This window comes from Hansschlegelia sp. KR7-227 (assembly GCF_049446035.1).
Lineage (GTDB): Bacteria > Pseudomonadota > Alphaproteobacteria > Rhizobiales > Methylopilaceae > Methylopila.
On record NZ_JBMSEA010000001.1, the window covers coordinates 2,528,400 to 2,542,030 of the forward strand.

Below are 13,631 nucleotides of genomic sequence, written 5' to 3' on the forward strand. Positions count from 1 at the left end.
CAACGCCGGCAGTGATGTTCACGAGGATACAAGCTCACCGACGTGCCCGATAGTGACTTGAGTAAACTTTGAGATAAACTCCAGGTCGTTAAATGGGTGAGCGGCCCCCTCACTGCGGCTGCGATATTCAACCTTTATGATCCGATCACGATACTTCCATTCAATCGCCGCAGAAGGCCTCGGCCCGTATAGGCGGACTTCGACGTAGCTATTCTCAGGGTTGTCGTAAGCTTGGCGATTGGCCGGAAGCGCCTCTAAGAGCGCTGCCAGCGCATCGCCGAACGATGTTCCTCTCGTACCCTCCCCACCGTCTCCGGAAATCAGAGGCGCATCCGCCAGCAACCCTGAGAAGTCCCTGACCACAGCCGCGCTGTCTTTCACAGTTCGACTACCGGCAACCGCTATGAGGAGGTTGGCTGCGTCCTCGAAAGTGACGACAGATTTGCCTCGTCCACGTTGACCGGCGCTCCGGAGGCCAGCGTTCATCAGATTCCGGTCATGGAGGATTACGGTCCCTCCAGCGACGCCTGTCTGCTCTGACACCGCCGCGACAAGCTGCTTAGGAGTAGCCACGAAAGCGCTCTCGCTCAGATTGCCCATGCGAGCCTCATATCATGTTTATTTTGCGCCCGACACATTTAACCGCTTGCTTAATTTGGATATTGCGCATTATATGAAATACCGATCGGCATAGGAGCAGCCATCGTGACCCTCAGCACAGCATCCAGATCCTCTCGTCAGCTACCGCCTGGCACCTCGCGGAAGGCGGCCAGTGGTTGAGAAAGGCGGAAGAACAGCTGCTCGCACCCGCATTCATGATGGATCACGCCGGCCGAACCGAGAACCTGATTGGCCTTTAACATGCGATCAAAGTCGCGATGCCCGAAATGGGAGGATTCATCCACACGGCGAAGCTGAAGCTCGCGGCGACGAAAAGCGATGACGGAATCCAACTCGAACCGGCGACGCATGAGCGCCGCAATCGGAGACGTGCGATGCGTCCAATGACCGCTATTAAAATCTCCCCGACCCCAAGCGGATGGGAGCCGATCGCGCCAGCGATATACCCGGGCTCGGAAACCCAGCGGGCCTTGAGGGAGCTGATGCGAGCCTTGGCCGTTAGGAGGGCCAAGTTTGATGCGATGCCGACCCCAGCGAACGACAACGATCGGATGAGATCCTGATGCGCGCGGCAATCTACGCCCGGTTCTCCACGGATCTCCAGAACGACCGGTCCGTCGAAGACCAGCTCGACCTATGCCGGGCGTACGCGCGAAAGCAGGGCCACACGGTCGTGGCGACGTTCCACGATCGTGCTCAATCCGGGGCATCCGTGTTCGGCCGGCCGGGGCTGGCGAACCTCATGGAGCTCGCCGCGCGTGGCGGCATCGACGTCCTCGTGTCGGAAGCTGCCGACCGCATCTCGCGTTCGATGGCGGACCTGCCGACGATACATCGACAGCTCGAGTTTCAGGGAATCTCGATTGACTGCGTGAACGGGGGCCAACTCGACACGCTCCAGGTCGGTCTGCACGGCATGATCGGCCAGTACCAGCGCGAAGAGGGAGCCCGGAAAGTCCGGCGTGGCATGACGGGGGTGATCAAAAGCGGTCGCCACGCGGGCGGCCGGGCCTACGGCTACCTTCCCATGGCGGGTCGGCCGGGCGAGCTTGAGATTGTCCTCGAGCAGGCTGCCGTCGTTCAACGGATATTCGAGACGTACGCTGGCGGCGTATCGCCCAGAACAATTGCGGCCGCTCTTAACAAGGAAGGCGTGCCTCCGCCCCGCGGCAAGTCATGGAACGCCTCCACGATCAACGGCAGCAGGACGCGCGGTCACGGCATCCTCCGCAACCCGGTCTATGCTGGTCAATTGGTCTGGAACCGCGTTCGCATGGTGAAGGACCCCGCAACTGGCCGGCGCGTGTCCCGCACGAACGACGCAGCGCAATACCATCGGGCTGACGCCGAGCATCTTCGGATTGTCGACCAGGAACTTTTCGAGGCCGTACAGCGCCGCAAGGAGGCGACCAGCGGAGAGGCCGGGCGTCGCCAGGCCAAGGCGCGACGCGTGCTTTCAGGCCGACTGAAGTGCGGCTGCTGCGGCGGAGGCATGGGGTTAGTCGGTCACGACAAGAGCGGCCCTCGGATCGCCTGTAGCACGTATCGCGAGTCCCGTAGCTGCGCAAACTCCAGCCGGTATTACGTCGAGCGCATCGAGCGGATGGTCGTCGACGCGGTGCGTATCCACCTCTCGGACCCGGACCTCATAAACGAATACGTCGCCACGTACTGCTCGGAACGGCGTGATCGCGAGGCCGAGGCCAGGCGAGGAAGAGCCACAACGGAGCGCTCTCTCGCGGAGGTGATGACGAAGATCCGGCGGATCGGCGACTTGCTGGTGGACGGCACACTCGAGAAGGCTGACGGGGCCGCGCGGCTCGCGCCGCTGCACGCCGAAAGGGATCGGTTTGCGGCTGAAATCATCGCCGCGGACCAGCCGGAGTCGCTAGTCAACTTTATACCCGTCGCCGCGGCCCGGTGTCTAGAAGACTTAGACCAGCTCTCCAGAACGCTCATCCACAACCCCGTTGCCGACGCCTCGCTCACCGGTCCGTTCCACCGTCTAGTGGCGGGCGTCATTGTCCAGCCGAGGCAGGCAAGAGAGGAATACACCGTGGAAATTCAAGGAAAACTGTCGGGCCTGTTAGGAGCGGACAGTTCGGCTAATGAGGTGGTAGCGGAGGAGGGACTCGAACCCCCGACACGCGGATTATGATTCCGCTGCTCTAACCAGCTGAGCTACTCCGCCCCGGGCGCGGCCGATGTCGGAGGCGGCGCGGCGCGCGCGGATATAAGAAAGCGGGGTTCGGCAAGTCAAGCGCGGCGAGCCGCCTGCGGCGCCCTTCGGCGAGATTGGGGAGAGCTGGCCAGCGCCGGCCGGCGCGTCGGGCTCCGTGGGCCGGGGCGGGAGCGGGGCCGGACGGGCGGCGGCGTGGCGGCGCGGAACGACGACGATCCTCAAGGCCTTGCGCCTAGGCGTCGCCCCAGCCCGCCGCGAACATCGGGCTTCGACCTCGGCGGCGGCCGCCCGCGGCGCCGGTTGCGCCGGCGCCGGCTTATCGGCTAATCGCCGCAGCCGGCCCCCCTCGGAAATCATCGATCGTGTCGTCGCCTGATCTCGCCGCCTCCGCCTCCGCCATAAGCGAGCCGCCCGCCGCGTCGCCCGGCCGCATTCTGTTCGCGAGCCTCATCGGCACGACGATCGAGTTCTACGATTTCTACATCTACGCCACCGCCGCGGTGCTGGTGTTCCCGACGCTGTTCTTCCCCGGAGCCGACCCCAGCACGGCCTCGCTGCAGTCGCTCGCCACCTTCGCGATCGCATTCTTCGCCCGGCCGGTGGGCGCCGCCCTGTTCGGCCATTTCGGCGATCGCGTCGGCCGCAAGGCGACGCTGGTCGCGGCGCTGATGACGATGGGCCTGTCGACGGTCGCGATCGGCCTGCTGCCGAGCTACGCGTCGGTCGGCGTCGTCGCGCCCGCCCTGCTCTGCCTGTTCCGTCTCGGCCAGGGAATCGGGCTCGGGGGCGAATGGGGCGGCGCGGTGCTGCTCGCGACCGAGAACGCGCCTCCCGGCAAGCGCGCCTGGTACGGCATGTTCCCGCAGCTCGGCGCGCCGATCGGCTTCCTGTGCTCGACGGCGAGCTTTCTCATCCTGACCTACGCCCTGTCCGACGAGCAGTTCTTCGCCTGGGGCTGGCGCATCCCCTTCGTCGCGAGCGCGGCGCTGGTCGCGGTCGGGCTCTACGTCCGCCTGACGATCACCGAGACGCCGGCCTTCCGCGCCGTGCTGGAGAAGCATGAGCGGGTGCGGGTCCCGATCGCGTCGGTGATCATGTCGCACGCCGGCGCGCTCGCCCTCGGCACGCTCGGCGCGATGGCGACCTTCACCATCTTCTACCTCATGACGGTGTTCGCGCTGAGCTGGGGCACGAGCGCCCTCGGCTACGCCCGCAGCGCCTTCCTGCCGGCACAGATGGTCGGCGTCGTGTTCCTCGGCCTCGCCATTCCGCTGTCGGCGATCGCCGCCGACCGGTTCGGCCGCGAACGGACGCTGATCTTGGCCGCGCTGGGCGTGGTCGCGTTCGGCTTCCTGTTCGAACCGTTGTTGGTGGGCGGCGACCTCGCCTCGGTCACCCTGTTCCTGGGGCTCGGCCTCGGCCTCATGGGCCTGACCTACGGGCCGCTCGGGGCGGCGCTGGCGGAGCTGTTTCCGGCGGAGGTGCGCTACACCGGCGCGTCGATGACCTTCAACCTCGCCGGCATTCTCGGCGCGTCGCCTGCGCCCTACGTCGCGACCTATCTCGCCCACGCCCACGGCCTGGCCGCGGTCGGCTGGTATCTCTCGGCGATGGGCGCGCTCACGGCGCTGTCGCTGCTGCTGGTCGCGCGCCTGCCGCGGGGCTGAGCCCGACCGTCACCCGCGCTTGCGCGCGGCGCGCGCGTCGGGCGCGGCGCCCTTCGGGTCGTAGCCGACCACGATGCGCCAGCCGCGGAACCGGTTCTCCGGAATCGGCACGACGATGTTGTCGATGATCTGGGTGAAGCGCGCCTGGCCCTGCCCTGCCGGCACCGTCGCCTCGACCGTAAAGTTCTGCGAATATTGCGGCTGGTCGCGCTCGTCGAGCACGGCCACGCGAAGCGGCAGGCGGAAGATTCCGGGCGCGCCCTTCGGCCCGATCACGACGCGGCCGACGACCCCGACCCGGATGCCGGCCTCGACGCCGAGATTGGAGCACTCGCGCGCGGTCTGCGCGATGGTCGCCTGGTAGCGCAGCGAAAACGGGTCGGTCGAGCCCGCGCTGTCATAAACGGGATAGGACGCGGTGCCGTCGAGGATGTCGACGGGCGGACATTCGCGCTTGATCGCAAGGTCGACGGGCGGCGCCGCAGGCGGCGGGTTGGCGTTGCCCATCAAAAGCTTGGTGGCGAGGCTGTCCTGCTGCGCCGGCGCCTGGGCGCCCCCCTGGTCTCCGCCGACCGTGCTGCAGGCGGCGAGCGCGCCTGCCGCGGCGGCCACGCCAAGGCCGCGTCGCAGGGCGGTGAAAGCGGTCAGAACCCGACGCATACGCATGATCCCCGATACCGGCCGCGGCCTGACCGCGGCGGCGTCGTTATAGCAAGCCGCTCCTCGGCTTGGAAAGGCGGCGGCGGCTTGACACCCCTTTCCTCCCCGTCCCATCTGCGGGCGCGCCCAAGGGGCCTTCGCAATGGCCCGCCCGTGTGACGCCGACATGACCGAAACGCCGACGATCAAGCCCCCCCTGAAGATCCTGCTCTGCGCGCCGCGCGGCTTCTGCGCCGGCGTGGTGCGGGCGATCGACATCGTGGAGGCGGCGCTGAAGCGCTTCGGGCCGCCGGTCTATGTCCGCCACGAGATCGTGCACAACCGCTTCGTCGTGGACGCGCTGCGCGCCAAGGGCGCAGTGTTCATCGAGGAGCTCGACGAGGCGCCGGACGGCGACGCCCCGGTGGTGTTCTCCGCCCATGGCGTGCCGAAATCGGTGCCGGAAGCGGCGCGCGCGCGCAACCTGCTCGCGATCGACGCCACCTGCCCGCTGGTCACCAAGGTGCACCGCGAGGCCGAAATCCATCACAAGCGCGGTCGGCTGGTGCTGCTGATCGGGCACGCCGGCCACCCGGAGGTGGTCGGCACCATGGGACAGCTTCCGGACGGCGCAGTGACGCTGATCGAGACGGAGGCCGACGTTGCGCGCCTCAGCCTGCCCCCGGACCGCGACCTCGCTTACGTCACGCAGACCACGCTGTCGGTCGACGACACGGCTGGCGTGGTGGCCGCCATTCGGCGGCGCTTCCCGGCCGTCTACGGGCCGCACAAGGAGGACATCTGCTACGCCACCACCAACCGGCAGGAGGCGGTCAAGCGGGTCGCGCCCGAGTGCGACGCGCTGATCGTGGTGGGGGCGGAGAACTCGTCGAACTCGCAGCGGCTACGCGAGGTCGCGGAGCGGGCGGGCTGCCCCGTCTCGCGGCTGGTCGCGCGCGCGACCGACATCGACTGGTCGGAGTTCACCGGACTGTCCACGCTCGGCGTGACCGCCGGCGCCTCGGCGCCGGAAGTGCTGGTCGAGGAGATCGTCGACGCCTTCTCCGCGCGCTACGCCGTCACGGTCGAGATGGTGTCGACGGCCGATGAGAGCGTGTTCTTCCCCCTGCCCCGGGAGCTGCGACCGCCGGCGGCGTGACGGACGGCGCGTCCGGCAACCGGACGTCAGATGTCGGCCGGTCAGGCGATGCCCAAGAAAACGGCGAGCGAGCGATTGACGGCGACCATGGCCGCGCCGTCGAGCCTTCCGAACGGTTCGCCGATCTTGTCCCGCCTCACCGACATCGCCTTGTCCACCATGATCTGTGACGGCTTCAGGAGGCCGTTCTCGGGGCTGGGCTGGACCGTCAGCCGGATCAACGGCGCGTCGACCAGCGAGCTCGACAGCAGCAGCAGCGTGACCGTCGCCGTCGCGTCGAACTGGTCGGACTGGATCACGACGGCCGGGCGCGGCTTTCCAAAATCGCCCGACATCGCGACCGTCACGAGATCGCCCCGCCTCATGTCGCGGCGGCGTCGTCAAGATCGCGAAGCGCGGCGTCCAGGAAATCCGTCAGGTCCCGATCGGACGCGTCGGCGGCCGCGACGGTCAGAGACTGACGGCGACACTCGTCGGCGAAGCCCGGCCTTCGCACGTCCGGCACCCAGATCTGGACGGGGCGCAAACCAGCGGCCTTCAAGGCCTCGCGACGCTTCCGCACCCTGCCTCCAACCGACGTCGCCATGATCTCCCGCCTTCGCTCGACACCGTTACATGTAACGGTCGCCATGACGGAGTCAAGTCGCGCTCGGGCGCGCCTGTGGACGGAGACGTCATCCGTCGCGGCGCCTTCGCCCCATTGCGCCGGCCGCCGCCGCCGCTTAGGACGGCCGCAGCCTCACACCGTCCGCTGGATCTCTTCCCGAATGGCCGTCTACACCGAAGTCAACGACGACGAGCTCGCGGCCTTCGTGGGCGGCTACGACATCGGCGAGGTCGTCTCGTTCAAGGGCATCGCGGAAGGCGTCGAGAACTCCAACTACCTGCTCGCGACCACCAAAGCGCGCTTCATCCTCACCCTCTACGAGAAGCGGGTGAAGCGCGACGACCTGCCGTTCTTCCTCGGGCTGCTCGAGCATCTCTCATCGAGGGGGCTGACCTGCCCGCAGCCGGTGCCGGATCGCGGCGGCCGGACGCTCGGAGAGCTCTGCGGCCGGCCCGCGGCGCTCGTCACCTTCCTCGACGGCGTGTCGGTGCGTCGTCCGACGCCGGAGCATTGCGGGGAGCTCGGCGCCGCGCTGGCGCGGCTGCACGAGGCGGGCAAGGGTTTCGCGCTGCGCCGGCCGAACGCGCTCGGGGTGGCGGGCTGGCGGCCGCTGGCGGAGAGCGCGCGTGGCCGCAGCGCCGCCCTCGGGGCGGACCTTGACGCCGAGATCGCCGCCGAGCTCGACCATCTCGAGGCGGCCTTCGCGACGCTCGACCTGCCGCAGGGCGTGATCCACGCCGACCTGTTTCCGAACAACGTGTTCTTTCTCGGCGGCCGGCTGTCGGGGCTGATCGACTTCTACTTCGCCTGCGACGACGCCTTCACCTATGACGTCGCGATCTGCCTGAACGCCTGGTGCTTCGAACCGGACGGAGCGTTCAACGTCACGAAGGGGCGCGCGCTGCTGACCTCCTACGACGCCGAGCGCCCGCTCAGCCCGGCCGAGATCGCGGCGCTGCCGACGCTCGCGCGCGGCGCGGCGATCCGCTTCCTGCTGACGCGGCTGGTCGACTGGCTCGACACGCCGCCCGGCGCGCTCGTCAAGAAGCTCGATCCGCTCGAATATCTCCGCCGCCTGCGCTTCCATCAGCGCGCGGCCGACGCCTCCGCCTTCGGGTGGCCGACGTGAGCGACGTCCCCCTCACGGCTCCCGAGGGCGCGCCGACGACCCCTGACGCGGTCGAGATCTTCACCGACGGCGCCTGTTCAGGAAATCCCGGCCCCGGCGGCTGGGGCGCCATCCTGCGCTTCGGCGCGGTCGAGAAGGAGCTGTCGGGCAGCGAGGCGCCCACCACCAACAACCGCATGGAGCTGATGGCCGCGATCTCCGCGCTCGAGACGCTGAAGCGCCCTTGCGTTGTCGTGGTCCACACCGACAGCCAGTACCTGCGCGACGGCGTGATGAAGTGGCTCGCCGGCTGGAAGCGCAACGGTTGGAAGACCGCCGATAAGAAGCAGGTCAAGAACCAGGACCTGTGGGAGCGCCTTGACGCCGCCGTCAAGCGCCACCGCGTCGAATGGCGCTGGGTCAAGGGCCACGCCGGGCACCCCGAGAACGAGCGGGCGGACGAATTGGCGCGCATGGCCGTGAAGGCCGCGGCCGGAAAGTAGCCGCCCGCCGGACGCCCTCCCCCGGCTACGCGACCGCCCGAGCGGCGGTGAATCCTATTCGGCCGGAGCCCCGGCCGGGGCCGGGGCGGACGCCGGCGCCGGCGTCGGGTTCGCCTTGTAGCCGCTGCCTTCGGCGAGCGTCGCCGCGTTCTGCTCGCGGATGCGGGCGGCCGCCTCGTCGTAGAGAAACGGCAGGAAAGCGTAGCGCCGGCCCGACGTCACCTTCGAGACCGCGTGCAGGAAGGAGCAGGAGAACACGACCGCCCCGCCTGCCGGCGGCTTGAAGCTGCGCGGGCCGAACTCCGGAAAGCTCACCTCGCCGCCCTCGAACTCCGAGTTCAGGTTGATCGACACCGCGAAGCGCCGATGGGCCGTGCCGGAGGTCGTGTTGTCGCGATGCGCCCGGAAATGGCCGCCGTCCTCGGCGGTGTAGCAGCCGACGATGTAGCGCTCCATCCGCGTCACCTTGAACTGGTGCGCCTTCATGATCTCCGGCGCGACCCGGCGGTGGATGCGACTCTGGAGCTGGCGCTTGAGCTCGTCGTCGTTGATCTCGAAATCCCGGCGCCGCTTGTGGCTGTGGTCGTGCACCGCGACGGTCTTGCCGTCGATCTGGCGCATGAACCCGGATTCCTTGCCGCCGTCGGCCTCATAGGCGTCGACCAGGCGCCGGCAGAGCTCCGGCTCGAAGACGTTCGGCAGGAACAGGATCGGCGCCTGAAGCTCCATGCCCCAGAAGCGGCGCGGGTCGGGCAGGCCGGCGAGCAGGTCGAACACGCGCCGCCGGTCGGAGCCGTCCGCCGCGAAGGGAATGTTCGCGAGCACTCGAAGGGTGGGGTCGAGGATCAGCCAGAAACGCCGCGCCTCCAGCGGCCCCTCGTCGGTCGTGGCGTCGCGCGGGATCGATCCGTAGAGCCGGCCGACCGATCCGTCATGGTCGAAGAAATGGCGGACACCCGGCATCATCGCCTTCACGCGGCCCTCCGCTTCGTCCCGCGGGTCGAGGCTCACGCCGAAGAAGCAGACGCGCTCGTCGTCGAACAGCCGCCGGGCCGGGCCTTCGCAAGCCGCCTCGAGCGTGGCGCGCGAGGCCGGCTCGGACGACGACACATAGAAGCACAGCACGATGTAGCGGCCGGCGGCGGTGTCGAAGGCGTAGCGCGGATTGCCCGTCGCCCTCTGGATGAACCAGGGAGCGGGATCGCCACGGGCGAGATGCACGTAGGGTCGAGGCTCGGACATCGCATCACCGGGGGCCACGGTTGGACCGTTGCAGCATGCCCCGCTTCGCGCCGAGGGAAAAGTCCGTGGTTGTGCTTACGGATTCGCCCGGCTTGGCCTCAGGCTTCGGCGATCTGGCGCAGCGTGGCGTCGGTCACGTCGAGGCCGTTCTGCGCCGCCGCCCTACGGACCGCCACGCGGCGCGCGCCCGGCAGACGCGCCCCGTCCTGCGCCTCGATCGCTTCCGCGAGCGCCGCGAAGCGCTCCGGACCGTTCGCCGAGAAGGCCGCCGGATCGAGCGCGATGATGAGCTGGCCGACGCCCGGAGGGCCGCCCTCGTCGTCGAGAAAGGACGACGCCTCGGACGCGTAGCGCGATCCGGTCAGTCCCGCCGCGAGCAGCTCCACCATGAGCGCGAGAGCGACGCCCTTGGCGTCCCCCATCGGCGCCATCGTGCCCTTCAGCGCCGCCGCGGGATCGGTCGTGGGGCGGCCTTCGGCGTCGAACGCCCAGCCGTCCGGAATGGTCTCGCCGCGCTGCTTGGCGGCCAGAATGTTGCCGCGCGCGACCTTCGACAAAGACAGGTCCACCACGATCGGCGGCTTGCCAGGCAGCGGACAGGCGAAGGCGATCGGATCGGTGCCGAACACCGGCGTCGAGCCGCCCCAGGGCGCCATGGCCGCCGGGGTGTTGGCGAACAGCAGCGCGACCAGCCCGGCCTCGGCCAGCGCCTCGACGGGCTGGCCCGCCGCGCCGCAATGGTGGGAGCGCCGGATCGAGGCCGCGGCGATCCCGACCTCCCGGGCGACGGCCGGCAGCGCCGTGACGGCGGCGTCCAGCGCGGGATAGGCGAAGCCATGGGCGGCGTCGATCAGCAGCGCGCCCGGCCGCGGGCGCTCGACCGACGGAGCGGCGTCGCCGACGACCTTCTTGGCGCGCAGCTGTCCGCAATAGGTCGGCACGCGCGACAGGCCGTGCCCCTTCAGCCCGTCCGCCTCGGCTCCCACCAAAGCCCGAGCGACGCTTGCGGCGTTGGCGGCGCTGGCCCCGTTGCGGACCAGGGCGCCGGCGACGAGATCGCGCGCCTCGTCGAGAGAGAGCTTCGGCATAAGGCTCAGCGACCCTTCAGATGGTTCGCGACCGCGCGCGCGGTGACGCCGGACACGCGGACGTTGGATTCGGCGGTGACGCCGGCGACATGCGGCGTGAGGATGAGGTTCGGGCAGCCGGCGAAGACCTCGGCCGCGGCGCCTTTCAGCGGCTCGGCGTCGAACACGTCGAGCGCGGCGCCGCCGAGCTTTCCCGCCTTCAGCGCGGCGGCGACGGCCGCCTCGTCGACCACGCCGCCGCGGGCGGCGTTGATCAGGATCGCGTCCGGCTTCATCCGCCCCAGCGCGTCGGCGCCGATCAGGCCTCGGGTGCCCGCGGTGAGCGGAACGTGCAGCGAAACCACGTCCGAGACGGCGAGCAGATCGTGGATCTCGCTCCGCTCCACCCCGCTCCAGGACGGATCGTCGGCGGCGACGAAGGGATCGTGCGCCGCGACCTCCATGCCGAGCGCTGCGGCGCGCTTTGCGGTCTCCCGCGCGATCGAGCCGAAGCCGACGAGACCGAGCCGCTTGCCCGAAATTTCGCGTCCGTTCGAAAGCGCGTTGCGCGGCCAGGACCCGGCCGCCATGGCCTCGGTCGACCCATAGGCGCCGCGCAGCAGGAGCATCGCCGTTCCGATGACGTATTCGGCGACCGAGACGTCGTTCGCGCCGGTCGCCGGGAACACGGCGATCCGGCGCGCCTTGCAGGCCTCGACGTCGATGTTGTCGAGGCCGACGCCGAGCCGCCCGACGCAGGCGAGCTTCGCCGCCGCCGCCAGCAGATCCCCGCGCACCTGCGTGCGGTTGCGAACGATGAGCGCGTCGGCCGTCGCGCACTCGGCTGCGAGCCGGCCCGGATCGTCCACAAGGTTTGGGTCGTAGAGCACGTCGTGGCCGGCGAGCCCGTCGCGGATCGCCGCCTCGTCCATGAATTCGGAAATGACGATGCGGGCCATGAGGCTTCACCGGTTGGCGATGTCAAAGGGAAGGGCCGCCGCTTGTGCGGCGGAGAGGCGGCGTGGCGCTCCCTTCCCGGACGGGGAAGAGGACCTGGCTGGGTCAACCGGTCCAAGAGGCGGTCCGGGTTGGGCTCGCCTTTGTCCTTCGCCGCGTGCCGAGCGCCCCCTCCCCGCGCCGAGGCGCGAGGAGGGGCGGCCCGGTTCAGGCGCTGCGGTACAGTTTGGTCATCGAGAACTCGCGGTGGCCGAGGGCCTCCGCGGCCGTAAGCCGGCCGTTGGCGGTGCGCACGACCATGTCGATCAGGGCGTCGCCAGCTTCCGGGATGGTCATCTCGCGGCGGAGCACGCCGGTGACGTCGACGTCGACATGCTCGCCCATCGTCCGCAGCGTGCGCGGGTTTCCCGAGATCTTGATGACCGGCACGATCGGGTTTCCGATGACGTTGCCCTGTCCCGTCGGGAAGGTGTGGACGACGTAGCCGGCCGCCGCCATCAGGGTCACGCATTCGGCCGCGGCCGAAGAGGTGTCCATGTAATAGAGGCCCGGTCCCTTCGCCGGCGCTTCAGCCGGCTCCAGCGCGTCGATGTAGCGGCAGTCGTGGCCGATCTTCTCGAGGTTGCCGAGCGCCTTCTCCTCGATGGTGGTCAGGCCGCCCTCGATGTTGCCCTTGGTCGGCTGGCTGTCGGAGAGGTCGTCGGTCTTGTGGGCCTCGATGACGTCGTCCTGATAGGACTTCCACATCTTGAACCACTTCTCGGCGATCTCGGGGCTCGCCGCGCGCGCCTTGCAGAGATGCTCGGCGCCGGTGATCTCGGAGGTTTCGCCGAAGACGCCATAGATACCGTGCGGGATCAGCTTGTCGTAGAGGTTGCCGACGGTGGGGCAGGAGGACAAGCCGGTCGTGGTGTCGGACTCCCCGCATTTGGTGGAGATCCAGAGCTCGGTGAGCTTGCATTCCTCGCGCGGCAGCTCGGTCGCCCACTGCACGAACTTCTTGGCCTCGTAGCTGGCGCGAGCGATCGTCGCGATGTCGCCATGCTGCTCGATGCCGAAGCCGACGACCGGCTTGCCGGTCTTGGCGATGCCTTCGACGACGCGGTTGGTCCACTGCTCCTCGATGCCGATCACGATCACCGCGGCGACGTTCGGATTCGAGCCGATGCCGATCAGCGTGCGGAAATGGATCGCGAGATCCTCGCCGAACTGCAGCCGTCCATAGGCGTGCGGCAGGGCCATCGTGCCCTTGATGTTGTTCGCGACCGCCTCGCAGGCGGCGTTGGACAGATCGTCGAGCGGCAGCAGCACGACGTGGTTGCGCACGCCGACGCGGCCGTTCTCGCGGCGCCAGCCCATGAAGGTGGCGTTCGCATAGTCCTCCGAGGCGCGCTTCGAGGCGAGCTGCGGGGTGAAGTACTGGTCGGGAGCGCCGCCGACAAACGGGCTCTGACCCTGGGGCAGGACGTCAGCCATGTTTTCTCTCCCTCACCAGCGCTTCGTCTTCATGTTGTGCGTATGCACATGTTCGCCCTTGGCGACGTCCGCGACGATCTTGCCGACGTCCTGGCCGTATTTGATCGCGGTGTCGCCGGCCTTGAGGTCGACGAGCGCGACCTTGTGGCCGATCGGGATGTCGTTCTTCACGTAGACGTCGAAGGTGGTGTCGTTCTCCGTGACCACGCCGAAGGCGTCGGTGTTCGCCTTCAGCCCCTCGATCACGGCGACCGCGACGTTGTCCTTCGGGCTGTGGGCGAGAACGTGCGGGTTGCGGCCGTCGCCGTTCATCTTGCTGCTCATCCCTAGGCGATCCTCCCAAATCGGGCGCGCAAGCTCATCGGCCCGTCGCGCATCTCTTGTATAAGACATAAGACAGGGG

The 13,631-nt window shown here is 68.6% G+C and carries 15 protein-coding genes and 1 tRNA gene; 5 read left to right on the forward strand and 11 right to left on the reverse strand.

Features of this window, described 5'->3' with window-relative positions:
* Nucleotides 1-18: 18 nt before the first annotated feature.
* Nucleotides 19-600, reverse strand: a complete 582-nt coding sequence (locus ACO2RJ_RS11885; protein WP_423268214.1) for a hypothetical protein — start codon at nucleotides 598-600, stop codon at nucleotides 19-21.
* A 137-nt stretch (nucleotides 601-737) separates the two neighbouring features.
* Nucleotides 738-971 (reverse strand): hypothetical protein, encoded by a 234-nt coding sequence (locus ACO2RJ_RS11890; RefSeq protein WP_423268215.1) that lies wholly within the window; start codon nucleotides 969-971, stop codon nucleotides 738-740.
* 212 nt (nucleotides 972-1,183) lie between these two features.
* Here ACO2RJ_RS11890 and ACO2RJ_RS11895 point away from each other — a divergent pair, with 212 nt between their 5' ends.
* Complete coding sequence (locus ACO2RJ_RS11895; protein ID WP_423268970.1) at nucleotides 1,184-2,779, forward strand: recombinase family protein; 1,596 nt, start codon at nucleotides 1,184-1,186, stop codon at nucleotides 2,777-2,779.
* On the opposite strand, the gene ACO2RJ_RS11900 is transcribed toward ACO2RJ_RS11895, so the two are convergent.
* A tRNA-Met gene (locus ACO2RJ_RS11900) sits at nucleotides 2,736-2,812 on the reverse strand. The two genes, ACO2RJ_RS11895 and ACO2RJ_RS11900, sit on opposite strands and share 44 nt — an antisense overlap.
* 353 nt (nucleotides 2,813-3,165) lie before the next feature.
* On the opposite strand from ACO2RJ_RS11900, the gene ACO2RJ_RS11905 reads away from it, so the two are divergent.
* Nucleotides 3,166-4,470, forward strand: coding sequence for an MFS transporter (locus ACO2RJ_RS11905; protein ID WP_423268216.1), 1,305 nt, complete (start codon nucleotides 3,166-3,168; stop codon nucleotides 4,468-4,470).
* Nucleotides 4,471-4,479: 9 nt separating this feature from the next.
* Here ACO2RJ_RS11905 and ACO2RJ_RS11910 read toward each other — a convergent pair whose 3' ends face one another.
* Nucleotides 4,480-5,130 carry a hypothetical protein gene (locus tag ACO2RJ_RS11910; RefSeq protein WP_423268217.1) on the reverse strand — a complete coding sequence of 217 codons (651 nt, stop codon included), beginning with the start codon at nucleotides 5,128-5,130 and terminating at the stop codon, nucleotides 4,480-4,482.
* Nucleotides 5,131-5,296: 166 nt separating this feature from the next.
* Between ACO2RJ_RS11910 and ispH the strand changes: the two genes are divergently transcribed.
* Complete coding sequence (ispH, locus tag ACO2RJ_RS11915) at nucleotides 5,297-6,268, forward strand: 4-hydroxy-3-methylbut-2-enyl diphosphate reductase (protein ID WP_423268218.1); 972 nt, start codon at nucleotides 5,297-5,299, stop codon at nucleotides 6,266-6,268.
* A gap of 41 nt (nucleotides 6,269-6,309) precedes the next feature.
* Here ispH and ACO2RJ_RS11920 read toward each other — a convergent pair whose 3' ends face one another.
* Together ACO2RJ_RS11920 and ACO2RJ_RS11925 are read right to left on the reverse strand one after the other, a co-directional pair.
* Nucleotides 6,310-6,633, reverse strand: a complete 324-nt coding sequence (locus ACO2RJ_RS11920) for a type II toxin-antitoxin system PemK/MazF family toxin (RefSeq protein WP_423268219.1) — start codon at nucleotides 6,631-6,633, stop codon at nucleotides 6,310-6,312.
* Nucleotides 6,630-6,854: an antitoxin MazE family protein gene (locus ACO2RJ_RS11925; protein WP_423268220.1), complete on the reverse strand. Its 225-nt coding sequence runs from the start codon at nucleotides 6,852-6,854 to the stop codon at nucleotides 6,630-6,632. Before ACO2RJ_RS11925 ends, ACO2RJ_RS11920 begins: the two co-directional genes overlap by 4 nt.
* A gap of 181 nt (nucleotides 6,855-7,035) precedes the next feature.
* Here ACO2RJ_RS11925 and thrB point away from each other — a divergent pair, with 181 nt between their 5' ends.
* On the forward strand, nucleotides 7,036-8,004 hold the full coding sequence (gene thrB / locus ACO2RJ_RS11930) for a homoserine kinase (protein ID WP_423268221.1): 969 nt from the start codon (nucleotides 7,036-7,038) through the stop codon (nucleotides 8,002-8,004).
* The gene (gene rnhA / locus ACO2RJ_RS11935) at nucleotides 8,001-8,486 is read left to right on the forward strand and encodes a ribonuclease HI (protein ID WP_423268222.1); all 486 of its coding nucleotides are present in this window, start codon (nucleotides 8,001-8,003) and stop codon (nucleotides 8,484-8,486) included. Before thrB ends, rnhA begins: the two co-directional genes overlap by 4 nt.
* Nucleotides 8,487-8,540: 54 nt before the next feature.
* On the opposite strand, the gene ACO2RJ_RS11940 is transcribed toward rnhA, so the two are convergent.
* From ACO2RJ_RS11940 to ACO2RJ_RS11960, 5 genes are all read right to left on the reverse strand, one after another.
* Nucleotides 8,541-9,728, reverse strand: coding sequence for a 2OG-Fe(II) oxygenase family protein (locus tag ACO2RJ_RS11940; RefSeq protein WP_423268223.1), 1,188 nt, complete (start codon nucleotides 9,726-9,728; stop codon nucleotides 8,541-8,543).
* A 98-nt stretch (nucleotides 9,729-9,826) separates the two neighbouring features.
* The gene (locus tag ACO2RJ_RS11945) at nucleotides 9,827-10,816 is read right to left on the reverse strand and encodes an Ldh family oxidoreductase (RefSeq protein WP_423268224.1); all 990 of its coding nucleotides are present in this window, start codon (nucleotides 10,814-10,816) and stop codon (nucleotides 9,827-9,829) included.
* 5 nt (nucleotides 10,817-10,821) lie between these two features.
* Nucleotides 10,822-11,754 carry an NAD(P)-dependent oxidoreductase gene (locus ACO2RJ_RS11950; RefSeq protein ID WP_423268225.1) on the reverse strand — a complete coding sequence of 311 codons (933 nt, stop codon included), beginning with the start codon at nucleotides 11,752-11,754 and terminating at the stop codon, nucleotides 10,822-10,824.
* 205 nt (nucleotides 11,755-11,959) lie between these two features.
* Nucleotides 11,960-13,228: a UxaA family hydrolase gene (locus ACO2RJ_RS11955; protein WP_423268226.1), complete on the reverse strand. Its 1,269-nt coding sequence runs from the start codon at nucleotides 13,226-13,228 to the stop codon at nucleotides 11,960-11,962.
* A 12-nt stretch (nucleotides 13,229-13,240) separates the two neighbouring features.
* Nucleotides 13,241-13,552, reverse strand: coding sequence for a UxaA family hydrolase (locus ACO2RJ_RS11960; protein WP_423268227.1), 312 nt, complete (start codon nucleotides 13,550-13,552; stop codon nucleotides 13,241-13,243).
* Between the last annotated feature and the right edge of the window lie 79 nt (nucleotides 13,553-13,631).